The 24,077-nt window shown below is 60.6% G+C and carries 20 protein-coding genes; 8 read left to right on the forward strand and 12 right to left on the reverse strand.

Annotation, left to right across the window (positions count from 1 at the left end; translation table 11 throughout):
• Positions 1 to 36: 36 nt before the first annotated feature.
• Together waaF and rfaD are read right to left on the reverse strand one after the other, a co-directional pair.
• Positions 37 to 1,053, reverse strand: coding sequence for a lipopolysaccharide heptosyltransferase II (gene waaF, locus HSDC_RS10495; RefSeq protein WP_064699897.1), 1,017 nt, complete (start codon positions 1,051 to 1,053; stop codon positions 37 to 39).
• Complete coding sequence (gene rfaD, locus HSDC_RS10500) at positions 1,046 to 2,002, reverse strand: ADP-glyceromanno-heptose 6-epimerase (protein WP_064699898.1); 957 nt, start codon at positions 2,000 to 2,002, stop codon at positions 1,046 to 1,048. Before rfaD ends, waaF begins: the two co-directional genes overlap by 8 nt.
• A gap of 95 nt (positions 2,003 to 2,097) precedes the next feature.
• Between rfaD and glyQ the strand changes: the two genes are divergently transcribed.
• Positions 2,098 to 3,060: a glycine--tRNA ligase subunit alpha gene (gene glyQ / locus HSDC_RS10505; protein WP_064700010.1), complete on the forward strand. Its 963-nt coding sequence runs from the start codon at positions 2,098 to 2,100 to the stop codon at positions 3,058 to 3,060.
• 1 nt (position 3,061) lies between these two features.
• On the forward strand, positions 3,062 to 5,128 hold the full coding sequence (gene glyS / locus HSDC_RS10510; RefSeq protein ID WP_064699899.1) for a glycine--tRNA ligase subunit beta: 2,067 nt from the start codon (positions 3,062 to 3,064) through the stop codon (positions 5,126 to 5,128).
• A gap of 188 nt (positions 5,129 to 5,316) precedes the next feature.
• Here glyS and HSDC_RS10515 read toward each other — a convergent pair whose 3' ends face one another.
• Together HSDC_RS10515 and HSDC_RS10520 are read right to left on the reverse strand one after the other, a co-directional pair.
• Positions 5,317 to 6,222, reverse strand: coding sequence for a glycosyltransferase family 2 protein (locus HSDC_RS10515; protein WP_064699900.1), 906 nt, complete (start codon positions 6,220 to 6,222; stop codon positions 5,317 to 5,319).
• Positions 6,223 to 6,428: 206 nt separating this feature from the next.
• Positions 6,429 to 7,514: a glycosyltransferase gene (locus HSDC_RS10520; RefSeq protein ID WP_082920017.1), complete on the reverse strand. Its 1,086-nt coding sequence runs from the start codon at positions 7,512 to 7,514 to the stop codon at positions 6,429 to 6,431.
• Positions 7,515 to 7,702: 188 nt separating this feature from the next.
• Here HSDC_RS10520 and HSDC_RS10525 point away from each other — a divergent pair, with 188 nt between their 5' ends.
• Positions 7,703 to 8,707 (forward strand): NAD-dependent epimerase, encoded by a 1,005-nt coding sequence (locus tag HSDC_RS10525; protein ID WP_064700011.1) that lies wholly within the window; start codon positions 7,703 to 7,705, stop codon positions 8,705 to 8,707.
• 100 nt (positions 8,708 to 8,807) lie between these two features.
• Positions 8,808 to 9,374: a D-glycero-beta-D-manno-heptose 1,7-bisphosphate 7-phosphatase gene (gmhB, locus tag HSDC_RS10530; protein ID WP_064699902.1), complete on the forward strand. Its 567-nt coding sequence runs from the start codon at positions 8,808 to 8,810 to the stop codon at positions 9,372 to 9,374.
• A 235-nt stretch (positions 9,375 to 9,609) separates the two neighbouring features.
• Here the strand turns inward: gmhB and gyrB are convergent, their stop codons facing one another.
• The 4 genes from gyrB to dnaA form a co-directional block, all read right to left on the reverse strand.
• Positions 9,610 to 12,030 carry a DNA topoisomerase (ATP-hydrolyzing) subunit B gene (gene gyrB, locus HSDC_RS10535; RefSeq protein WP_064699903.1) on the reverse strand — a complete coding sequence of 807 codons (2,421 nt, stop codon included), beginning with the start codon at positions 12,028 to 12,030 and terminating at the stop codon, positions 9,610 to 9,612.
• 11 nt (positions 12,031 to 12,041) lie between these two features.
• Complete coding sequence (recF, locus tag HSDC_RS10540; protein ID WP_064699904.1) at positions 12,042 to 13,157, reverse strand: DNA replication/repair protein RecF; 1,116 nt, start codon at positions 13,155 to 13,157, stop codon at positions 12,042 to 12,044.
• 69 nt (positions 13,158 to 13,226) lie between these two features.
• On the reverse strand, positions 13,227 to 14,330 hold the full coding sequence (gene dnaN / locus HSDC_RS10545; RefSeq protein WP_064699905.1) for a DNA polymerase III subunit beta: 1,104 nt from the start codon (positions 14,328 to 14,330) through the stop codon (positions 13,227 to 13,229).
• Between the two features lie 74 nt (positions 14,331 to 14,404).
• Positions 14,405 to 15,868, reverse strand: a complete 1,464-nt coding sequence (dnaA, locus tag HSDC_RS10550) for a chromosomal replication initiator protein DnaA (protein ID WP_064699906.1) — start codon at positions 15,866 to 15,868, stop codon at positions 14,405 to 14,407.
• Positions 15,869 to 16,382: 514 nt separating this feature from the next.
• Between dnaA and rpmH the strand changes: the two genes are divergently transcribed.
• The 4 genes from rpmH to mnmE all read left to right on the forward strand — a co-directional run bounded on the left by rpmH (position 16,383) and on the right by mnmE (position 20,296).
• Positions 16,383 to 16,517: a 50S ribosomal protein L34 gene (rpmH, locus tag HSDC_RS10555; protein WP_008959105.1), complete on the forward strand. Its 135-nt coding sequence runs from the start codon at positions 16,383 to 16,385 to the stop codon at positions 16,515 to 16,517.
• A 10-nt stretch (positions 16,518 to 16,527) separates the two neighbouring features.
• Complete coding sequence (gene rnpA / locus HSDC_RS10560; protein ID WP_073292198.1) at positions 16,528 to 16,926, forward strand: ribonuclease P protein component; 399 nt, start codon at positions 16,528 to 16,530, stop codon at positions 16,924 to 16,926.
• Positions 16,927 to 17,130: 204 nt separating this feature from the next.
• Positions 17,131 to 18,822 (forward strand): membrane protein insertase YidC, encoded by a 1,692-nt coding sequence (gene yidC, locus HSDC_RS10565; RefSeq protein ID WP_064699907.1) that lies wholly within the window; start codon positions 17,131 to 17,133, stop codon positions 18,820 to 18,822.
• Between the two features lie 103 nt (positions 18,823 to 18,925).
• Positions 18,926 to 20,296, forward strand: a complete 1,371-nt coding sequence (mnmE, locus tag HSDC_RS10570; RefSeq protein WP_064699908.1) for a tRNA uridine-5-carboxymethylaminomethyl(34) synthesis GTPase MnmE — start codon at positions 18,926 to 18,928, stop codon at positions 20,294 to 20,296.
• Between the two features lie 114 nt (positions 20,297 to 20,410).
• On the opposite strand, the gene HSDC_RS10575 is transcribed toward mnmE, so the two are convergent.
• From HSDC_RS10575 to rdgB, 4 genes are all read right to left on the reverse strand, one after another.
• Positions 20,411 to 21,262: a 23S rRNA (adenine(2030)-N(6))-methyltransferase RlmJ gene (locus HSDC_RS10575; RefSeq protein ID WP_064699909.1), complete on the reverse strand. Its 852-nt coding sequence runs from the start codon at positions 21,260 to 21,262 to the stop codon at positions 20,411 to 20,413.
• Positions 21,263 to 21,356: 94 nt separating this feature from the next.
• Complete coding sequence (locus HSDC_RS10580; protein WP_425292857.1) at positions 21,357 to 22,028, reverse strand: YiaD family glycine zipper/OmpA-like lipoprotein; 672 nt, start codon at positions 22,026 to 22,028, stop codon at positions 21,357 to 21,359.
• Between the two features lie 32 nt (positions 22,029 to 22,060).
• Complete coding sequence (gene hemW / locus HSDC_RS10585; protein ID WP_064699910.1) at positions 22,061 to 23,236, reverse strand: radical SAM family heme chaperone HemW; 1,176 nt, start codon at positions 23,234 to 23,236, stop codon at positions 22,061 to 22,063.
• Positions 23,233 to 23,841: an RdgB/HAM1 family non-canonical purine NTP pyrophosphatase gene (gene rdgB / locus HSDC_RS10590; RefSeq protein WP_064699911.1), complete on the reverse strand. Its 609-nt coding sequence runs from the start codon at positions 23,839 to 23,841 to the stop codon at positions 23,233 to 23,235. Before rdgB ends, hemW begins: the two co-directional genes overlap by 4 nt.
• Positions 23,842 to 24,077 lie beyond the last annotated feature (236 nt).

The raw sequence follows: 24,077 nt of genomic DNA on the forward strand, positions 1-24,077 counted from the left end.
ACCCGCAACCCCGCATCAAGGCCGCCGAGAGCAGGACTAGTCGCAAATGGCGCGCAGCAAACGCTCCGGGGGCAAGTGATTCAGGCAGTTGGTGTGTCCCAGTGGGCAGGTACGCTCGAAGCAGGGCGAGCATTCCAGTGCCAGGTAATGGATCTCGGCATCATCGGTCAGCGGTGGCGTGTAGGCGGGTGAAGAAGAACCATAGATCGCCTGGACCCGAGTGCCCGAGGCCGCTGCCACATGCATCAGCCCGGAATCATTGGTAACCGCCTGCCGACAATCCGCGAGCAGGTCCACGGCATCACCCAGGCGAGTCCGACCGCAGAGATTATGCACCCCCTCGAGCCCCTCGGCGATCCTGTCGCCAGCCGCAGCATCCTTGGGGCCCCCCAAAACGCGAACCTCATGGCCCCTGGCCACCAGCGCTTCGGCCAGTTCACGGAAGTAAGGCAAGGGCCACTGCTTGGCCGGCCCGTACTCGGCTCCCGGCATCATGGCGATGGCCGGGCGCGTACTCAGGCCAAGCGTTTCGCGCAGTCGTTCCAGGTTCGCTGTATCACGACGCAGCTCCGGCCTGGGCAACATGAAATCGCCCCGTTCTGCCTCGTCGGCCGACAGGCCGAGTGCCACGAAGCGCTTGACGGTCTGGTCGAGCACCGACTTGTCGAGTCGGCGTCGATCATTGAGCAGGCCATAGCGTTGTTCGCCGGTAAAGCCGGTGCGATGAGGAATACGCGCCAGAAACGGGACCAGTGCCGATTTCCACGAGCGCGGCAGGACAAGGGCCCGGTCGAAGCGGCCACGCAGCTCTCCAGCCAGTCGACGTCGTGTCGCCCAGCCGAACTCGCCATGCCCGACCTCCAGCGGAGCCACTTCATCGACCTCCTCCATGCGTTCGAGTATCGGGCGCGACCAGGCCGGTGCCACAACGCCAATGTAGGCGCCTGGCTGCCTTGTCTTGAGGGTCTTGAACAGGCTCTGCGCCATGACCATGTCGCCGACCCAGGACGGGCCCACGACCAGGATGCGCTCCCCGGAAGCGGCCTCAGGCATTCAGCCACTCCAGATAGGCTCGCACCCCCTCGGCAACGGTGCGGAACTCACGGTCGTAGCCGGCCTCGCGCAGCCGTTCGATGTCAGCCCGCGTATAGCTCTGGTAACGCCCCTTGAGGTTCTCGGGAAAATCGATGTATTCGATGCGACCGCGGCCATAATAGTCGATCACGGCATCGCCGATGGCCTTGAAGGGTTCAGCTCGCCCGGTTCCCAGGTTGAAGATGCCCGAGGCCTTGGGGTTGTCGAGGAACCACAGGTTGACGTCCACCACGTCGCCCACGTAGATGAAGTCTCGACTCTGCATGCCCGCTTCGTAGCCATCCCAGGCACCGAACAGTTTCAGGTTCTCGCCGCTGCTGATCTGGGTGTGATGGTGATAGGCCACGCTGGCCATCTTGCCCTTGTGCTGCTCCCGGGGACCATAGACATTGAAGTAGCGAAAGCCCACTACCTGGCTCTCGAACTCGTGATGCCGAGCACGGACGTACTGGTCGAAGAGCAGCTTGGAGTAGCCATAGACGTTCAGCGGCTTCTCGTGCTCGGGGTCTTCCCGAAACACCTCGCTACCACCATAGGTCGCGGCGGAGGACGCATACAGGAAGGGAATCCCCTTGAGCTGGCAGAAATTCAGCAGCTCCTTGGAATACTCGAAGTTGTTCTCGAGCATGAAGCGGCCATCCCACTCCGTGGTATCGGAACATGCCCCTTCGTGGAAGATTGCCTCGATGGGCGGCAGATGCGCCTGTTCGCCGCGCAGGGCAGCCCTGACCCGAGACAGGAAGTCGTCCTTGTCGAGATAGTCGCCGAGGGTGCAGTCGGCGAGATTGATGAACTTGGTGCCGTCGCGAAGATCGTCGACCACCAAGATATCGTCATGGCCTCGTTCATTGAGAGCCTTGACCAGATTCGAGCCGATGAAGCCGGCTCCGCCTGTCACTACGATCATGGGATTCCTCTTACTCCGGGCCTGCGCCTATAACCGATCTGCCTGTGATTGTATACTTGACGGCTCGTGAATTCATGGCCAACGGTGCTTTCGCAATGACACAGTCGACGCCAGACGTGACAACCTTTCAGGGCCTGATACTGGCCCTGCAGCAGTACTGGGCCGAACAGGGCTGCGTGGTTCTCCAGCCCCTGGACATGGAGGTCGGGGCCGGGACCTTCCATACGGCCACCTTCCTGCGCTCCATCGGCCCCGAGACCTGGAACGCCGCCTACGTGCAGCCGTCCCGTCGGCCTACCGATGGTCGCTATGGAGAGAATCCCAACCGCCTGCAGCATTACTATCAGTTCCAGGTGGTCATGAAGCCTTCTCCGGCGGACCTGCAGGACCTCTATCTTGGCTCCCTGAAATGTCTCGGCATCGATCCCCTGGTCCATGACATCCGCTTCGTCGAAGACAACTGGGAGTCCCCTACCCTGGGCGCCTGGGGGCTTGGCTGGGAGGTCTGGCTCAACGGCATGGAGGTGACGCAGTTCACCTACTTCCAGCAGGCCGGCGGGCTGGAGTGCTACCCCGTTACCGGCGAGCTGACCTATGGCCTCGAACGTATCGCCATGTACGTACAGGACGTCGACAGTGTCTACGACCTGGTGTGGACGGTCGCGCCGGACGGCACCAAGGTCACCTACGGGGATGTCTTCCTGCAGAACGAGCGCGAGCAGTCCGCCTACAATTTCGAGCATGCCGACGTTCCGGCCCTCTTCGAGGCGTTCGATCATCAGGAGCGCGAGTGCGCCAAGCTGCTCGACGCCAGCCTGCCCCTGCCCGCCTATGAGCAGACCCTGAAGGCATCGCATACCTTCAACCTGCTCGATGCCCGGCATGCCATTTCCGTGACCGAGCGGCAGCGCTACATCCTCCGCGTACGCACCATGGCCCGCAACGTGGCCCATGCCTACTATGAATCTCGCAAGGCCGCCGGCTTCCCGCTGGCTTCCGAGGCCCTGCGCCAAGAACTGCTGGCGAACGAGTCGCCTGCCGAACAGGGAGACGCTTGAGATGGCTGCCGATACCTTTCTGCTCGAACTGGGCGTCGAGGAACTCCCGCCAGGCGCGATCGACACCCTGTCCGACGCCCTGGCCGACGGGATTCGACAAGGCCTGGACGATGCCGATATCGAACATGGCGACATTCGGGCCTATGCCAGTCCGCGGCGCCTGGCCGTTCAGGTCGCCTCGCTGGCCGACAAGCAACCGGATCGCGAAGTCGAACGCCGCGGCCCCTCCTTGGCTGCCGCCTTCAAGGACGGCGAGCCGACCAAGGCCGCCGAGGGCTTCGCCCGCTCCTGTGGCGTCAGCGTCGAGTCGCTGATCCATCTCGAAACGGACAAGGGAACCTGGCTGGGCTATCGCGAACGGCAGCCGGGAGAGGCAACCACGACCCTGCTGCCTGCCATCGTCGAGAAATCCATCGCCTCCCTGCCGGTGCCCAAGAACATGCGCTGGGGCGCCTCGAGAGTCGAGTTCTCTCGCCCCGCTCACTGGCTCGTCATGCTCTTCGGTGAACACGTCGTCGATGCCTCCGCCCTGGGACTCCAGGCTGGCCGCACCACCCGTGGGCATCGTTTTCACGCGCCGGATCCCATCGAGCTCGGTCACGCCGACGACTATCTGAGCGCCATGGAGAACGCCTGGGTGCTGGCAGATCGCGAGCAACGTCGCGAACGCATTCGTGAACAGGTCCTCGCCGAAGCCGAAGTCCAGGCCGCCACCGCGGTGATCGACGAGGAACTGTTGACCGAAGTCAGTGGCCTGGTCGAGTGGCCTGTCGCGCTGACCGGCAGCTTCGACGAACGCTTCCTGGAAGTCCCCGCCGAGTGTCTCATCTCCTCGATGAAGGCCAACCAGAAATACTTCCACCTGCTGGATGACGACGGCCAGCTCAGGCCCCAGTTCATCACCATCGCCAATATCGACAGCCAGGCGCCCGACCTGGTCATTCAGGGCAACGAAAAAGTCATTCGGCCGCGCCTGGCCGACGCGGCCTTCTTCTACGATACCGACCGGCAGCGTCCGCTGGCCGAGCGCACGGCGGAGCTAGCCAGCGTCGTCTTCCAGCAGCAGCTCGGCACCCTGGCCGACAAGGCCCACCGCAGCGCGGCCGTGGCGGCCTTCATCGCCGGTCGCATCGATGGCGACGTGGCCTATGCCCGGCGCGCCAGCGAACTGGCCAAGTGTGATCTCGTGACCGAGATGGTGCAGGAATTCCCCGAACTCCAGGGCACCATGGGACGCTACTACGCTACCCACGATGGCGAGGCTGCCGAGGTGGCCCATGCTCTGGAGGAGCAGTATCTGCCGCGCTTTGCCGGTGACGAGGTACCCAGCACGCGTACCGGTCTGGCCCTGGCCCTCGCGGACCGTCTGGACACCCTGACCGGCATCTTCGGCATCGGCCAACGGCCCAGCGGCACCAAGGACCCCTTTGCCCTGCGTCGTGCCTCCATCGGGGTACTCAACATCCTGATCAAGGGCGAGCTGGATCTGGACCTTCGCGAGCTCCTCGAACTGGCCGCTGCCCAGCATCAGGAGCTGCCCTATTCCGAGGGTCTGGTCGACGAGGTCCTGGCCTATATGCTGGATCGTTTCCGGGCCTGGGGCCGCGATGAAGGCATCGAGGCTGAGGTCTACCTCGCCGTACGCGCCCGCCCGGTAACCAAGCCTCTGGATTTTGCTCGTCGCCTGCAAGCCGTGCACACGTTCGCCAGTCGCGAGGAAGCCGCCGCCCTGGCCGCCGCCAACAAGCGGGTTTCCAACATCCTCGCCAAGCAGGATGTCGAGACGTCCCTCGAGATCGATGCCTCTCTGCTTGCCGAGGAAGCCGAGCGTGAACTCGCCGAGGCACTGTCCCACTGCCGGGAGAAGGTGGCCCCGCTTTTCGCTGAAGCCCGCTACAGCGATGCTCTGGATGTCCTCGCCGGTCTGCGTGAGCCCGTGGATTGCTTTTTCGATCAAGTGATGGTCATGGCCGATGATGAAGCGGTAAAACGTAACCGCCTGGCCCTGCTGGCCAATCTTCAGGCCTTGTTCCTCGAGGTTGCGGATATCGCGGAACTACAGCACTGACCGGGCGATTCACCGTGAAAGTCCGGTAAACGGCAAAGGGGCCTGTTTCACGTGAAACAGGCCCCTTCTCGTTCTGGACGTTACTCGGCCACGCGCCTCCCCCTTCACGACACGTGCCCGTATTGTTTCACGTGAAACATCTCTCTCTGGGTCACCAACCGGATCGAGAGTGCGCTGCCCCGCCGCGGTTACCTGAGAAAAGAGAGCAAGTAGCGCTTCAACAGCCGTGCATCCAGTTTCAGCTTTCCATTGACGATGGCATCTCGCAATGTGCTACGAAACCTTTTGCCCTGCTTCATGCGGTAAAGCGACTGGAGCACCGACCTTGTATCCGCCTCCAACAGCTTCTTGGCCTGCTCCTGTGTCAGCCTATTCATCAGAATCGGATTCATCTTGACGGCTTCGATGAAGCGTTCCCCCTGACGAATGATTCGTTCATGATCGTGCCGAGCGCGCTGTTCCTCCACGTCTCGAACCATACAGCACGGCCCCGTGGCATAGCGTCCGTCTTCTCTTGCCAGCGCCCTCAGGAAAAACTCAACGTCTTCCTTCTTGCGCAGCTCCTCGTTGAACCCGCCTGACACCGTGAAGGCACTGCGCTTCATGAGAAAGCTGTTCGTATGCAGCCATCCCATGTCGTCAATGTATTCGCTGAGGGTAAGCGGGGCTGAATATTCCTTCTTTCCGGGAAGAAGGGAGCGGTGGGTAACGGTATCAATCGGATCGCTGAAGATGAGTCCCTCGAAGTCGGGGTCATCCTGGGCCACCTGCATTCGATTGGCCACGGCAGACTCGACGAGAAGATCATCGGAATCCAGGAAGCCGACATAGGCTGCATCGCTGAGCGCTACGCCATGATTCCTCGCAGCCGACTGTCCCTGGTTGCTCGCCAACTGGTGAAGCGATACCCGGGGCTCTGCCCTATAGTGCTCTTCCAGCTGCGCATAACTACCATCGGTGGAGACATCATCGACGACAATGCAGTGCGTGTTGAGCCAGGTTTGCGAAAGCACGGAATCGATGGCCTCGCAGACGCGGGGCCATCGATTAAAACAGGGGATGACGATAGCAACAGTGGGCTGGTGGTTACGCATGTGGATCGTTTACCGCGCCTTTCGTTAGATGCTGTGTTTGCAAACCTTGCCCGAAACTAGCGCTCAATCCTGACTCGAGAAGATTCGCCCGTACTGTTCCCGTGAATGAGAAGATCGCTCGTTGCACTTTGAGCGACATCACCATGAAACGCTCCCTCCCCTTGGCGCCCCTGCCCTGCAACTCGCACAAGGAGGTCAGGAGCCTGTCAGAGGGCTTCGAACTTAGGCAGCACCGTCTCCTTGAGGAATTGCTGATAGTGGCGTGGCTCGATGGTTACGGGCACCTCGTCCATGCGCCTGAGGGCTTCGGCGAGGCCGTCTTCGTCGTCCGGGGCGACGAGAAAGTCAGCCAGCTCATGGGTTAGGATTTCCCGCGGCCCACTGGGGCAGTCCGTGCTGATCACCGGCGTATGCAGCAACAGCGACTCGATCAGCACCCGCGGCAAGCCTTCGGCATCGGAGGTCAAGACCATGGCCTTCGCCTCACGGATGAAGGGATAGGGATTGCGATGATAGCCCAGCCAGATGACACGGTCCTCCAGGCCAAGCGATGCGATCTGGCGACGAACCACTTCCTCGTGCTCTGGCTTGCCCTTGCCCATGATAGCCAGTGGTGTCGTTATACCGCTTTTCGCATAGGCACGCAGCAAGCGATCATGGCGCTTGCGAGGCTCGATGGCCGCAACACACAGCAGATAGTCGCTCTCGGGAACGGACGCCGGCTCCTCGGCCATGGCAACGAAAGGTTCCCGCTCGTAAGGATTGTAGATGGGCACGATCTTCTCGGCCTTCAGCCCGACGACCTTTTCGAGATTGTCCTTCACACCCTGAGAGACGGCGATGACCTGGCGGTCATGATAAAAGCGGCGAACCTTGTCGTAGGCTCTCTTGAGCCGCTTCGGGTCGCTGAACTTGGCCGACACGTCCGACTTGATCCAGAAATAGAGATTGGAAATGTCGAGGTGACGCGTGATCCTGTCACAGGAACAGGAGATCACGACATCCGGCTGCCAGGATTTCAAAGCACGCTTTATTCGAGACGCCTGCCACTTCTCGGTCAACACTGTGGTGGTGGCCTTGGTAAAGCGTGTCACCACGGCCAGGTTCTCGATCACCAAGCCCTCCGGCAAGCGATGCTCGATTCGCTCGCGCAGCGTGAACACCTTGACCTCGTGGCCGCGCTGGCGCAATTGGTCGGCGGTATAGAGCAGCGACTTCTCGGCACCGCCACCGTAGAGATCCCCGATGACGAAGGCAAAACGCTTTTTGGGCATGGCTGTCGATTGGCTCATGAATGTGATTCCGAAAGTGGACGAATATTGGGAACATCCCCGATGGCGAGCCTGTCGGACATGGAGCAGCAAATTCTAGCATGCTCGGTCAGCGGCTAGCGCTAGGGTACAATGCTACCCTTCTCACCCCGAAAACGGATGCCAGTGTCACATCCAGGAAGCGCCAGCATAGGAGCATGCGTCACAACATGAAGCTACTGATCACGGGCATGGCCGGCTTCATCGGCCATGCCGTCGCCAAGCGTCTTTCGACGCAGTCATCATACGATATCGTTGGTGTCGACAACCTCAGCGACTACTACGACGTATCCCTCAAGAAGGCGCGCCTGGACGATCTCGCCGCGTCGGGAAACATCCGCTTCGAACGACTCGATCTGGCCGATCGTGAGGCGGTGGCCGCCCTGTTCGAGACGGAAGGCTTCGATAGCGTCATCCACCTGGCAGCACAGCCCGGGGTGCGCTATTCGCTCGAGAACCCTCATGCCTACGCCGATGCCAACCTCGTGGGACATCTCAATGTACTGGAAGGCTGTCGCCATGGCCGAGTCGAGCATCTAGTCTATGCGTCTTCCAGTTCCGTATACGGCGCCAACGACAAGACGCCTTTCGCCACGTCGGATAACGTCGATCATCCCATCAGCCTGTATGCAGCCACCAAGAAAGCCAACGAGCTGATGGCCCATACCTATTCTCATCTCTACGACCTCCCCACCACCGGATTGCGCTTCTTTACGGTGTATGGGCCTTGGGGACGTCCCGACATGGCCATGTTCAAGTTCACGCAAGCCGTGCTCGAGGGCAGGCCGATACAGGTCTATAACCATGGCGAGATGTACCGGGACTTCACCTATATCGACGACATTGTCGAGGGCATCGTTCGTATTCTGGAGATCGTGCCCCAGCGTGATGGGCAAACCCTGCCTTCCTCGCCGGAGGCGAGTGACGCGCCCTACAGGCTCTACAACATAGGCCATGGCAGCCCAGTCGCTTTGATGGACTTCGTGCGTGCCGTGGAGACAGCGACCGGTCGTGAGGCCGTATGCGACTTCCAGCCCATGCAGCCAGGCGATGTCCCTCGCACCTGGGCGGATACCGAAGCGTTTTTCACGGCCACCGGCTATCGTCCACGGGTCAAAGTGGACGAAGGGGTCTCTCGTTTCGTCGAATGGTATCGGGAGTTTTACGGCGTATAAGGCCGGCCTTGGTCCATCCTTCAATGTCATGGCGCGTCCATGTTTCACGTGAAACATGGCGCTACCTGATGCCTCCCTCCACCAGAGGTACTACCAGCCCATGTCTGCCAAACTCGTCATCCTGGATCGAGACGGTGTCATCAACCAGGATTCCGATAACTATGTGAAATCCTTGGATGAGTGGATCCCCTACCCCTCCTCCATCAAGGCAATTGCTCGCTTGTCCCAAGCCGGCTGGACGGTCGCCGTAGCCACCAACCAGTCCGGCATCGCGCGTGGCTACTACGACGAAGGCGAACTCGCGAGGATGCATGAAGCCATGGTGGCCATGATCGAGGAGGCAGGAGGCAAGATTGCCTGCATCACCTACTGCCCGCATGGCCCGAAAGATGGCTGCCACTGCCGCAAGCCACTGCCAGGAATGCTCCACGAGATTCGCCAGATGCTGGACCTTGCCTCTTTGGAAGGGAGCTGGATGGTCGGCGACAGCCTGAGAGATATCCAGGCGGGCGATGCGGCCGGTTGCCAATCGGCCCTAGTGCTGACCGGCAAGGGGAAACGCACTCTGGACAAGCACCCAGAAATCTCGGCTTCGAATGTGAAAGTCTTCGAGAACCTGGCCACCTTTGCTGACTGGTTGCTCGACACTCCCCCGGCAACAAGCTGAGTTCATCCCTCTCCCGTGCCTGACGGGTAGAACCGAGCCACCCTTGTGCTCTCATCATTGATGTTTCACGTGAAACGCATCTGAACAGGCAACTGCCACCTGGAGCACAACACCGCGGGGTACAGAGATGATGAGCACATATGAAAAGGGCTGCATCGAGAAAATCGATGCAGCCCTTTTTTCAGCCGGCCCCAAGCAATGTTTCACGTGAAACATCCCGAGGCGAGCCTATTGGCTAGATATCCAGGTTGGCCACCAGCGCATTCCGCTCGATAAAGTCGCGACGCGGCTCGACCTCGTCACCCATCAGGGTATTGAACATCATGTCAGCCGCCACTGCGTCCTCGATGGATACTCGCAGCATACGACGAGTATTCGGGTCCATGGTGGTTTCCCACAACTGCTCGGGATTCATCTCACCAAGCCCCTTGTAGCGCTGGATCGACAGGCCACGCTGCGCTTCATTCATCAACCATTCCAGCGCATCGTAGAAACTGCCAACCGACTTCTTGCGCTCACCGCGAGCGACGTAGGCCCCCTCTTCGAGTAGACCATCCAAAGTTTCACCAAGCCCGGCAATGGCTCGATAATCCGCACTGGTAAAGAAGTCGACCCCCCAGACATAATCCGAAGTGACGCCGTGTGCGACCAGGGACACAGCGGGCAGATAAAGGCCTCTCTCACTGTCTTCTTCCAGGCGGAATGTATAGCGAGGACCGCCCTCGTAAGAGACGATGGCATCCATCTCCGCTTGCAGGTATTCGATCCAGTTCTGCATGGTCACACGATCACGCAGGCTCTCCTCGCCTTCCAGCTTGGCTGCATGGACGATCTTGCGCAGCACGACGTCGGGATAGACACGCGACAGACGATCGATCCGGTTCATGACGTCGCGATACTGATTGACCAGGCTTTCCAAGCCCGCGCCCTCGATGCCGGGCGCGTCGCTGTTGACATGCAAGCGAGCCCCATCGAGCGCCGTCGCAGTCAAATAGTCGGTCAGGGCCTGTTCATCCTTTAGATAGCTTTCCTGCTTGCCACGCTTGATCTTGTAAAGCGGTGGTTGCGCGATGAAGACATGCCCGCGCTCGATCAACTGCGACATCTGACGGAAGAAAAAAGTCAGCAACAATGTACGGATGTGCGAGCCATCGACATCAGCGTCGGTCATGATGATGATCGAGTGGTAACGCAGCTTGTCGGGGTCGAACTCTTCCCGACCGATTCCACAACCCAGGGCGGTGATCAGAGTCCCGACCTCAGCAGATGACAGCATCTTGTCGAAGCGCGCTTTCTCCACATTGAGAATCTTGCCCTTGAGAGGCAGGATCGCCTGGGTACGGCGATCACGGCCCTGCTTGGCGCTACCACCTGCCGAATCGCCCTCGACCAGATAAAGTTCCGACAGACTGGGGTCCTTCTCCTGGCAGTCAGCCAGCTTGCCGGGCAATCCGGCGATATCCAGAGCGCCCTTGCGGCGTGTCATGTCACGCGCCTTGCGCGCTGCCTCGCGCGCCCGTGCCGCATCCAGCATCTTGTTGACGATGGCCTTGGCTTCGTTCGGACGTTCAACCAGGTATTCAGAGAACTGGCGCCCCATCTCTTGTTCCACCGCGGTCTTCACCTCGGAGGACACCAGCTTGTCCTTGGTCTGCGAAGAGAACTTGGGATCCGGGACCTTGACCGAGATGATGGCCGTAAGGCCCTCTCTGGCATCATCGCCCGACGTATTGACCTTGGCCTTCTTCAACAAGCCTTCGGCCTCGATATAGTGGTTGAGCGTCCGGGTCAGCGAGGCACGGAATCCGGCCAGGTGAGTCCCTCCATCGCCCTGTGGAATATTGTTGGTGTAACAAAAGATATTCTCGGCGAAGGTGTCGTTCCACTGCATTGCTACTTCGACACCGACGCCATCCTCGCGCTCGACGTTGAAGTGAAAGACCGGGTTGAGCACCGTCTTGTTGGTGTTCAAGTGGTCAACGAAGGCTTTCAGCCCTCCCTCGTAGTGGAAGAGCTCCTCCTTGCCGGTACGCTCATCGGTCAAGCGGATCGCCACACCGGAGTTCAGGAACGACAACTCGCGTAGGCGCTTGGCAAGGACATCATAATGGAACTCGATGTTCTGGAAGGTCTCGGGCGACGGGCGAAAGTGTACGCGACTCCCGGTCTGCTCGGTGGTACCGACCACCGCCAGAGGTGCCACGGCCTCACCATGCCGATAGATCTGCTCGTGCACCTTCCCTTGCCGCCAGATCGTCAACTTCAGCTCTTCGGAAAGCGCGTTGACCACCGAGACACCGACACCATGCAGGCCGCCGGAAACCTTGTAGGAATTGTCATCGAACTTGCCACCGGCGTGAAGCACCGTCATGATGACCTCGGCCGCCGACACCCCTTCCTCTTCGTGGATCTCGGTGGGAATGCCACGCCCGTTGTCACGAACCGTGATCGATTCATCCGGGTGGATCACCACGCCAATCTCGCTGCAGTGTCCGGCCAGGGCTTCATCGATGGAGTTGTCCACCAGCTCGAACACCATGTGGTGCAGGCCTGTACCGTCATCGGTGTCGCCGATGTACATGCCGGGCCGCTTGCGTACCGCATCCAGGCCCTTGAGAACCTTGATGCTTGATGAGTCGTAAGCTTGCTCGCTCATTGACTACTCCATCATGAAGTCTGTCTATCCATTGGCAGCAGCTGCCCCTGCCCCACCTCTGTATGTTTCACGTGAAACATCGAAACCGGTGTATCCATATCCCACACGTCATTCAAGGCATTCGGATCGACACTGGTGATAAACGCTTGGCAACGCATGTGCGTCAACCATTCGCAGAAGACACGCCGGTGATCGCCATCCAGCTCCGCTGGCAGGTCGTCGATCAGATATATGCAGGAGCGTCCTGTAAGGCGCTCCAGCAAGCGCCCTTGCGCCAACTTGAGTGCACTGACCACCAGCTTCTGCTGTCCTCTCGACAGGATCTCGATCGCCGGACGCCGCCCCAGGCGGATGCCGAGATCCGCACGCTGAGGGCCCTGTTGCGTGAAGCCCATCTGCTGATCGGTCTCCCTGCCCTGCTCAAGAACGTCGGCAAGATCTCGCTTGCGGTCCCATCCTCGGGCATAGCGCAGCTGGAGTTCGGGCAAGGCAATCAACCCATCCAGTGTTTCCTGGAACACGGGGAGAAATGCATCGATCCAGGCGCGCCGCAGCTCATCCAGCCGAGCGCCCCAATGAGCCAATTCCCGCTCCCAGGCACCCATTGACGCATCGGTCATTCTACCATGTCTGAGGAGAGCATTCCGATGCTTCAACGCTCTTCGAAAACGCTTCCAGGCATCGAGGAAGTCATGTTTCACGTGAAACACTCCCCAGTCGAGAAACTCGCGGCGCCCCGCCGGGGAGCCTTCCAGGAGGCGGAAGGCATCGGGATTGATGAGTTGCAGGGGCAGGGTCTCCACCAGCTGCGACACACGGCTCACCTTTTCTCCTGCCAGGCGCATTTCCAGTTCATCGCTATCCCGGCGTCGGCGCACGCCTATCGGCAAGGGAGGCTCTCCTGACAAACGCCCATGCAGGATCACGCCGTCCCCTTCATGGGCGATGGCGTGACGCAACTGTCGCGTACGGAAGGAGCGCCCCATGCCTAGCACGTGAATCCCTTCCAGCAAGCTGGTCTTGCCGGTACCGTTATCACCGATGAACAGATTGATTCGGGGACCAGGAGACAGCTCCAGGGCCTGGAGGTTGCGCAGGCCCTGGAAAGCGAGACGATCGAGAGGCATCGAGGACAGGATCCTATTGCCGATGCTCATGGGAAGCCGAACATCGGCACGGGAAAGTCGAAGGTCGTCTTAAAGGCGCATGGGCATGACGACATAAAGCGCATCGCCACCACCCGGTTCCTCGAGCAGAGCACTGCTGTTGGGGTCGGCCAGGGTCAACTGCACGCGATCCTCGTCCAGCACGCTGAGAACATCGACCAGGTAACCGACATTGAAGCCGATCTCCATGGCCGGCCCAGCGTATTCGACGCCAACGTTCTCCTCGGCTTCTTCCTGCTCGGGATTGTTGGCCATGACGCGCAGATTGCCTTCTTCGAGATTGAGTCGTACGCCACGATACTTTTCGTTGGAGAGGATCGCAGTGCGCGACAGCACTTGGCGCAGTTCGGTCCGCTCAGCGATGAGTACCTTGTCCCCGCCCTTGGGCACTACGCGCTCGTAATCGGGGAACTTCCCGTCGACCAGCTTGGAGGTGAAAGTGAAATCCCCGGTGTGGGCACGGATATGCGTCGAGCCCAGCGTCAGGCTCACGGGATCATCGCCGTCATCGAGCAGACGAACGAGCTCCATGATCCCCTTGCGCGGCACGATCAATTTCTGAGCGGGATCCACCTGGATCTCGGCAGAACGCGATGCAACCGCCAGCCGGTGCCCATCGGTGGCCACGGCCCTGACCAGATTGGTGCCGAATTCCAGCAGCATGCCATTGAGGTAATAGCGCACATCCTGCTGAGCCATGGCGAAGGACGTCGCGTCGATGAGGCGCTTCAACGTCCCCCTCGGCAGGCTCAGCTCGACACTACTCTGGCCATCCTCGATATTGGGGAACTCCGCCACCGGCAGGGTCGAAAGCGTGAAACGGGAACGCCCACTGCGCAGCACCGCTCGATTATCCTCGAGGGCAAGCTGGATCTCGGCCTGGTCCGGCAGTGACTTGCAGATATCCATCAGCTTTCGCGCCGGCACGGTGGCCGAGCCTGCCTCGTCCACCTGACTGGCCACGGTGCGACCGATCAGCTCGACTTCCAGATCGGTGCCAGTCAGCGACACTTGATCCTGCTCGACCTGGATCAAGACGTTCGACAGCACCGGCAAGGTCTGACGCCGCTCCACCACGCCGGCGACCAGTGTCAGCGGGCGCAACAGCGCTTCTCGGGAAATGGAAAATTTCATGTCGACTCCACTTCTTGTCCTGGAGGGGTTGTGAGGCCGGCGAGCCGACCGGTCGATCGAGTCATTGGGTGAACTCAGCTCGTCAATAGACGTAGCAGGTTCTTGTAATCCTCGCGAATATCCGCGTTTTCATCCTGTAACGCCTGTACCTTGCGACATGCATGCAACACCGTGGTGTGGTCCCGGCCTCCGAAGGCATCGCCGATTTCGGGAAGGCTGTGATTGGTCAGTTCCTTGGCCAGCGCCATCGCCACCTGGCGAGGCCGAGCCACGGAGCGCGAACGGCGCTTCGACAATAGATCCGACAGCTTGATCTTGTAGTACTCGGCCACCGTTCGCTGGATGTTATCCACGCCAACCTGCTTGTCCTGCAAGGCCAGCAGATCCTTGAGCGACTCGCGGATAAAGTCCTGGGTGATTGCCTTGCCCATGAAGTGGGAGTCGGCGATGACCTTCTTCAACGCCCCCTCGAGCTCGCGGACGTTGGAACGAATCTTCTGGGCAATGAAGAAGGCTGCATCATGCGGCAGATTGACCTTGGCCTGGTCGGCCTTCTTCATCAGGATCGCTACCCGGGTCTCGAGCTCCGGAGGCTCGATCGCCACGGTCAGCCCCCAACCGAAGCGCGACTTGAGACGCTCCTCTACCCCGCTGATTTCCTTGGGATAACGATCCGAGGTCAGGATCATTTGCTGACCACCTTCAAGCAAGGCATTGAAGGTATGGAAGAATTCTTCCTGGGAACGCTCCTTGCCGGCGAAGAACTGGATATCGTCGATCAGCAAGGCATCGACACTGCGGTAGAAGCGCTTGAAATCGTTGATGGCGTTGAGTTGCAGCGCCTTCACCATATCGGCGACGAAACGCTCGGAATGCAGATACACCACCCGAGCGTTCTCGCGACGCACATCCAGGGCGTTGCCGACGGCATGCATCAGGTGAGTCTTGCCCAGGCCGACCCCACCATAGAGAAACAACGGATTATAAGCGCCTCCGGGGTTCTCGGAGACCTGCCGCGAAGCAGCCCGTGCCAATTGGTTGGACTTGCCCTCGACGAAGGTTTCGAAGGTGAAATTATGATTCAGGCCACTGTTGTGCTTGAGGCTGCCCTCGACCTGTACCTGGCGTTCGCCCGAGGAACGACGCGATGCCTCCCCTTCTTCCCTCAACTGGTCGATCTCGGATTCATCCGCCACATCGCCCCGTGGTGGCGTGTGCACGGCAGGCGCTCGAGGCGCCGCCGAGACCGGATCGCCGAGTTCCCGCGGCTGGGGAGCAGGAGCCGCTCGGCGACTGCCCACGGTCAGCACCACCTTTGGGGGCTTGGCAGGCGCCAACTCGCGCATCAGCTCACTGATGCGCTTGGCATACTTGTCACTGACCCAATCGCGCACGAACCGGTTAGGCGCCAACAGGCGCAACTGGTTGGACTCTCCCTCCTCCTCCGCCTGCAATGGGCGGATCCAGGTGTTGAACTGCTGGGAGCTCAATTCATCCTGCAGGGTAGCCAGACACTGTTGCCAGAGAGCGAGCGACACGCAACCTCACCAATCATAGTTTCAAGAACGACCGCACATTGTATCGTCCAGCCCTCGGGTTATCCACATGAAGCCGCGTTTCGATGAACTTTGTGGAAAACCTCTTCCCCCACGTCAGGAAATGACGGGGAGCGATATGGGGATGCATCAGCACTGTGGACAATTGCAGCTTCCATGCAACGGAAAGCCACAGTGGATACACCATCACCCCCAAGGATGTCCACACCACGATCAATACAGTATCCATTTGATATAAAAAAGATAAATATACTTATCCACAAAATTTCTCCCCAGCTATAATAACAACCTCATCAATCTATCGTTCTAAATAATAATGATTGAGGCATGAGCCCCTCGCGTCGTGCGTTGCCCGTGAGTCAAGAGGGAATTGCGCCGAGGCCGCGAAATCACTACAATTCCCGGTCTTGAGCCGAATCTCCCCGGGTTTCCGATGGAAACCGGGTGCCTCTGAAATTATCGATCCGTTCCAAAAACCACGTGGGAATAAACAGTTATGAAACGCACTTTCCAGCCCAGCGTTCTCAAGCGCAAGCGCGCACACGGCTTCCGCGCTCGCATGGCCACCAAGAATGGTCGTGCCGTCCTGGCGCGCCGTCGCGCCAAGGGCCGCAAGCGCTTGAGCGCCTGATCGCGAGCGCGTGTCCTATCAGGGCTTTCCTCGGCGGCTGCGCCTGCTGACCGCCGAGGACTATCGACGTGTCTTCGATACGGCAGCTTTCAAGCTTCACGGCAAGGGGTTGATGGCCCTGGCCTCGCCCAACGCATTGGGTCACCCTCGACTCGGCCTCATCTTCAGCAAGAAGAACGTTCGTCGGGCCGTTGATCGCAATCGCCTCAAGCGAATCACGCGCGAATCCGTTCGGCTTCGCCAGCATCGACTCCCCGCCGTGGATATCGTTTTGCTCGCCCGGCGTGGCGTACAGGAGCTGGACAATGAGGTTGTCCATCGCCAATTGCATGGCATGTGGCGACGCCTGGAGCGCGAAGCGCAAAAATCGACGGGCGGCTCCACCAGCCCCTCGACAGACCGCCGATGACCGATGCGGCGCCTCGCCGCCGTCATCGCCCGGAGCTTGCATGCGCCTGATTTCGCCTCTTGTCGCGGAGCTTGACGCCGCCCCCTCGAAAGCGGACGCTCCGCTGACGAATGCCAGCCTGCCCTTGGCAGGCTTTCGCGTATGTCGGGAGAGCACCTCACGCCGCGCCATCGGAATGTTCACCACCCATCGGGCAGACCCCTCATGGACGTAAAACGACTACTCCTGCTGATTCCCCTGGCGATACTCGCCTACCTGATCGTCGTGCAGTGGAATCAGGACTACGGCCAGGCGACCCAAGCGCCGGAGGCCCCGGCCATCACCGACGACTCGCCAGCTTCGTCCCGGGAGACTGGGGAGGCTGACAGTGGCAACCTGTCGGTGCCGTCCGGCGGCACCGGCAACGCCGAGATGGGCAGCGAAATGCCCGGCAGCAAAGCCACCGCCAGCAGCCGTGACCTGGTGGCCGTCACCACTGACGTGCTCGATGTTCGCATCGATCCGCAAGGCGGCGACATCGTGTATGCGGCGCTTCCGCAGCATAAATACGCCGAGAACTCCGACCAGCCGTTCGTGCTGCTTTCCGATAACAGTACGCGCAGCTATGTGGCTCGCTCCGGCCTTCAGCTGGAAGGCCATCAGGGGCGCATCGCCTTCTCCCCCGAGCAGACCGAATACCGGCTGGCCGAAGGGGACGATCAGGTACAGGTGGATCTCCGCGCCACCGTCAATGGCGTGGATGTCATCAAGCGCTTCACCTTCGATCGCGACAGTTACGCCGTGAATGTCGCCTACCTGCTGGACAATCCCAGCGAGACACCGGTAACCGCGCGTTTCGTCGGCCAGCTGGTGCGCGACAACAGCAGCGATCCCTCGAGCGGTCCGAAGATGGGCATGAGCTCCTTCCTGGGGGCCGCCTTTTCCACGCCAGAAGACCGTTACTTGAAGGTCGACTTCGAAGACATCCGCGATGGCAAGTTCAACAATCGCGATGTCGAAGGCGGCTGGGTCGCCATGATCCAACACTACTTCACTTCTGCCTGGGCACCCCCGCAGAACCAGCAGAACCTCTACTACACCGCGACCGACTCGCAGAATCGCAATGTGGCGGCGTTTGCCGGCCCGACCCAGACCCTGGGCGCCCAAAGCGAAGCCACTCTGGCAGCCACGCTCTACATCGGCCCCAAGATCCAGGATCGACTGGAGGCGGTCGCCCCGAACCTTGAGCTGACCGTCGACTTCGGGTGGCTATGGTTCATTGCCAACCCGCTGTTCTGGCTGCTCGATCACATCCACGACCTGATCGGCAACTGGGGCTGGTCCATCGTCATCCTGACGCTGCTGGTCAAGACCGCGCTCCTGCCGCTTTCCGCCAAGGCCTACAAGTCCATGGCGCGCATGCGCAAGCTGGGCCCTGAGATGCAGCGTCTCAAGGAACAGTACGGCGACGATCGCCAGAAGATGTCCCAGGAGATGATGAAGTTCTACCAGAAGGAAAAGATCAATCCTCTGGGCGGCTGCCTGCCCATTCTGGTACAGATGCCGGTCTTCATCGCCCTGTACTGGATGTTGCTCGAGTCGGTGGAGTTGCGCCACGCGCCCTTCATGTTCTGGATCACTGACCTGTCGGTGAAGGATCCCTACTTCGTGCTGCCTATCCTGATGGGCGCCTCGATGTTCGTGCAGCAACTACTCAATCCGACACCGCCGGACCCGACCCAGGCGAAGATCATGAAGCTGTTGCCGGTGGTCTTCACGTTCTTCTTCCTGTGGTTCCCGGCCGGGCTGGTGATCTACTGGGTGGTGAACAACATCACCTCCATCGCCCAGCAGTACTTCATCACCCGCAAGATCGAGGCCGACCCCAATGTCGGCAAGGGCATGAAGACCAAGTAGGCTCCTCCGCCCTTTCGTTTCGCCAGACCCCCGCCCTTGCGGGGGTCTGGCGTTTGAGCCCTCCGCCACCGACAATGATGTCGACCCATTCGAGGAATCACCGATGGCCGAACGCCTTTATGCTCAGGACACCATCACCGCTCTGGCGACACCGCCCGGACAAGGCGGCGTCGGCATCATCCGCGTATCGGGCCCTGCCAGCCGTTCGATTGCCGAAAGCGTACTGGGGCACTGCCCTCCCCCCCGAAAGGCCTTCCATGGTCCATTCCGGGGCGAGAACGGCATGCTCGACGAGGGTATCGCGCTGTTCTTCGAAGGCCCTCATTCCTTCACCGGTGAGGACATCCTCGAGCTGCAAGGACATGGCGGTCCAGTCATCATGGACCTGCTGCTGGAGCGCTGCGTGCGCCTGGGAGCAAGACTCGCCAGGCCCGGCGAGTTTTCCGAGCGAGCCTTTCTCAACGACAAGCTGGATCTGGCCCAGGCCGAAGCCATCGCCGACCTGATCGAGGCAAGTTCCCGAGGGGCGGCAGAGAACGCCTTGCGCTCGTTGCAGGGGGAATTCTCGAAACGTGTCGAGGCGCTGGTGCAAGAGCTCATCGAGCTGCGCATGTACGTCGAGGCAGCCATCGACTTTCCCGAGGAAGAAATCGACTTCCTCGCCGATGGGCATGTGGCCGGCAAGCTCGCAGCGATTCGCACGAGACTGGCGGACGTCCGGGAAAGCGCCGGCCAGGGCGCACTGATGCGCGAAGGCATGAGCGTGGTGATCGCCGGGCGGCCCAATGCCGGAAAGTCAAGCCTGCTCAATGCCCTCACCGAGCAGGACACCGCCATCGTCACCGAGATCGAAGGCACGACCCGTGACGTATTGCGCGAGCATATCCACCTGGACGGCATGCCGCTGCACGTGATCGATACCGCCGGATTGCGCGACACGCCGGACGCGGTGGAGCAGATCGGCGTGGCCAGGGCCTGGTCGGAAATCGAGAAGGCCGACCGCGTGCTGCTGATGGTGGATGCCACGACCACCGATGCCGTGGACCCCATGCGCATCTGGCCCGAGTTCGTCCAGCGGCTCGCCGATCCGAATCGCCTCACGCTGGTGCGCAACAAGGTCGATACTAGCCAGGAAGCGCCGGGAATCGACTTATCCACAGCCACCCCCATCGTGCGCCTCTCGGCGAAGACCGGTCAGGGTGTGGATAACCTGAAGGAACACTTGAAGCACATAATGGGGTTCTCGGCGACCACCGAGGGGCGCTTTTCGGCGCGACGCCGCCATCTGGATGCCTTGGATCGCGCTGCCACGGCCCTGCAGAACGGCGACGCTCAGCTCTCCGGCCATGGTGCCGGCGAACTGCTCGCCGAAGACCTGAGAGACGCACAGCAAGCCTTGGGGGAAATCACCGGCGAATTCAGCGCCGATGACCTGTTGGGCGAGATATTCGGCAGCTTCTGCATCGGGAAGTAACCGGCGAGCCAATGATCGGCTGGGCGCGCTCGACCATGATGACGCCGACAACCGGTTCGCGGGAGTCCAGGCAATCGCTCATTGATGTATCGCGCGATTGCCGGATGACCGGTTTCACTCCGGAACCCACCAGTCGCCCCGGTAGTGGCTGTCATCGCCCAGCAAGGGCATCAAGCGCGCCATGGCATCCTCCAGACGCCGGTCCAGCCCCCAGGGCGGGTTGATCACCAGCATGCCGCTGCCGTACATCCCTCGTTCCCGCTGGGGCGAAGCCACCCTCAGCTCGCTGCGCCAGATCTTGCGCAGCCCACCGGCCTTGAGCCCCTCGAGAAGCGTCTCGTGCCGTCCCGCGGGCAGCAACGGATACCACACCAGCATCACCCCATGTCGTGCCTTGCGCATGGCTTTGAGCAACGTATCGGCGACATCGCCATATTCCGCCTTGCGCTCGTAGCTCGGATCGACCAGAACGCACAGGCGTGGCGTTGCCACCGGCAAGGCGTCGATCAACCCCGACAGGCCATCGCCGTGTACATGGCGCACCCTGTCGGGCAGCTGCTGCCTGCTCAGGTGATCGTGTTCTCCGGGGTGCAGTTCGAACAACCGAAGCGCATCCTGCTCTCGCAATCGCTGCGCCAGCCACCAGGGCGAACCAGGATAGTGGTCGAGCGCCTTCGGGTTCCGCTGACTCTGGGCGGCAGCCAACCCCTCGAGCCAATCTCTCAGCAGTGGATCTTCGGCAAGGCGTTCTCGCGTCTTCCAGAGCCTTTCCGCCCCATCATGATACTCCCCTAGCCGAGCGGTCTCCTCGGCGTCGAGGGGATAACGACCACGACCGGCATGAGTATCTATGTACGTAACAGAAGACTCTTTACGTAACAAATGGTCGACGACGGCAAAAAGCACTAAATGCTTGTGAACGTCGGCGAAATTGCCCGCATGGTAGGCGTGCTGATAGGAAAGCATGGTCCTGAATCCCAAAGTGGGCAAGAAGTGATGGACAAGTAAAGGCCCGCCTCCCCAGGGGGCAGGCGGGCCAACGCAAGGTTCAAGTTCGCGATCAGTTCTGCGTGATGGGCGTCAGAGTCATCTCGACACGGCGATTCTGTGCGCGGCCGGCTTCGGTGTCGTTGCTGGCCACCGGCTGGTTCTCGCCATACCCCTGCATGTTGAGTCGACTGGCCGATACCCCGGACTGGCTCAGATATTGCCCCACTGATTGTGCACGACGCTCGGAAAGACGCTGGTTGTAGCTGGCATCCCCGGTGCTGTCGGTATGGCCAGCGATGTTGATCCGGGTATCCGTGTATTGGTTCAGCACGTTGGAGACATCGTTCAAGGCACTGGTGGCTGCCGGCGTCAGATCGCTGGAATCGAAACCGAAGGTGACGCTGCTCGGCATGTTGAGAACGATGTCGTTGCCCTGACGTTCCACTCCGATGCCGGTGCCTTCCATGCTGCGACGCAGTTGCTCTTCCTGGCGATCCATGTAGGCGCCGATCCCGCCACCGGCGGCAGCCCCCGCGGCAGCACCGATCAGGGCACGGTCGCGTCGACTGGTACTGCCATCACCGGTCAAGGCACCGGCAGCGGCCCCGATCGCCGCACCGATGGCAGCACCGGTTCCCGTCTGGTTGCGCTGCGTCTGGCCGCTGTACGGATCCGTGGTGGTGCAACCCACCAGCAGTGCGGCGGCCGACAGAGCCACGAGCGGACGAAGAGGTTTCATCATGGGATAACTCCTTGTGAAAGGGATGGCGTCCTTCATGTATCGGCTTCACTGATGAGAGCCAACAACTCGTTCAAGAATAATAGACCTCGAGGCGAGGCTTGAAGCCTTCCGGGATCTTCCACCAAAAGTCCTTTTTCCCGAGCTTGTGCCAGACGCGACGCCATGACCTCCGGCGTATACCCAGTATGGGCACGCCAGGTCGCCAGGGAAACGCCATCGACGAGCCGCAGCGCGTTCATGGCGAATTCCAGGGGAAGCTCATCGGGTTCCACCGTGGCACGACCAGCGACGAAGCCGCGAGGATCCCGGCGACGCCTCAGATACGCCTCCGGCTGACGCGCCTTCCAGCGTCGCTCGATTGCCAGCCCATTGTCGGTCCAGGTGCTCAGCTTGCCGTGAGCACCGGCACCGATACCCAGATAGTCACCGAACCGCCAGTAGTTGAGGTTGTGCCGAGCACGCCGGCCCGGACGCGCATAGGCGGATATCTCGTAACGCCCGAGTCCGGCGGCTTCCAGCCGTTCGTGCCCGATATCCTGGATATCCCAGAGCACCTCTTCCTCCGGCAGTGTCGGCGGCCGGGAGTGGAATTCGGTATTGGGCTCGAGGGTGAGTTGATACCAGGAAAGATGCTCGGGCGAAAACGTCAGGGCCCGGTCCAGGTCAGATAGCGCCAGTTCGACCGTCTGGCCGGGCAGCCCATGCATGAGATCGATATTGAGGTTATCGAAGCCGGCATCACGGGCTTCCTCGATGGCGGCTTCGGCATCGGCGCCGCCATGGATGCGTCCCAGGGCGGCAAGCTGGTCGTCCTGAAAGCTCTGGACCCCAAGCGAGAGCCGATTGATTCCCGCCTCTCGATATCCCGCGAAGCGGCCGCGCTCCAGCGTACCGGGATTGGCCTCGAGGGTGATCTCGATATCCGAGGCCAATGGCAGTCGAGCGGCCAACGCCTCGAGCAACCGCCGATAGAAGGCCGGCGCCATCAGACTCGGAGTCCCCCCGCCGATGAATACGCTGACGATCTCGCGCCCGGCGGCCAGCGACAGGTCGGCATCCAGGTCATCGATCAACGCCGCCAGGTATTCCTCTTCCGGCAAGTCGGCGCCCCGCCCCACACCGTGGGAATTGAAGTCGCAGTAGGGGCATTTGCGCACGCACCAGGGCACGTGCACATAGAGCGCCAGGGGCGGAAGACGGTCGATCATGGTGACCACGCCGTATCGGACAAGGCATCCACTAGGGCATGAAGGGCGCGGCCACGATGACTCAGGCGATTCTTCTCCGAAGCCGACAGTTCGGCTGCCGACATCTTCTGATCCGGCACCCAGAACAGGGGATCGTAACCGAAACCTCCCTCGCCGCGGGGATGGGCCAGAATCTCACCGTCCCAGTATCGCTGGACGATCAGCGGTACCGGGTCCTCGGCATGGCGCAGCAGCACCAGCACGCACCAGTAACGGGCATGGCGATACCCCTCGGGGACGTCACTCAATGCCTCCAGAAGGGACTGATTGTTGCGCTCGTCGTCCTTGGGCTCCCCGGCGAAGCGCGCGGAATAGATACCGGGACGCCCCTGCAAGGCATCGACGGCAAGCCCGGAATCGTCGGCCAGGGCCGGCGCACCACTGACACGGCTGGCCTCGCGAGCCTTGAGCAAGGCGTTCTCGACGAAGGTCAATCCTGTCTCCTCGACCTCGTCGACGGCAAACTCCGACTGTGGCCTGACGTCGAAGCCCAAGGGGGAGAGAAGCTGGTGGAACTCGCGTAGCTTGCCAGCATTACCGCTGGCCAGTACCAGATGCTTGGACATGTCGTGCGCTCTTGCGAATGAAAGACGAAAAAAAGCGATGTTGCATTCTACGAGCCATGGAAAGGAGAGGAAACGCTCGCGACAGGTCGCGGAAGCTGACGCGCCAGGGAAGAAAACATTAGAAAATGATCACTTATCCCGAGATACCGACATATTATTTAACTTTGCTGGGCACCCCGTTGCATTCAGGATAGAAAACAGGGCATGAATCGACGAGCTGGCTTCCAGCGCCAGGC

It is taken from the genome of Halomonas caseinilytica, from assembly GCF_001662285.1.
GTDB lineage: Bacteria > Pseudomonadota > Gammaproteobacteria > Pseudomonadales > Halomonadaceae > Halomonas > Halomonas caseinilytica.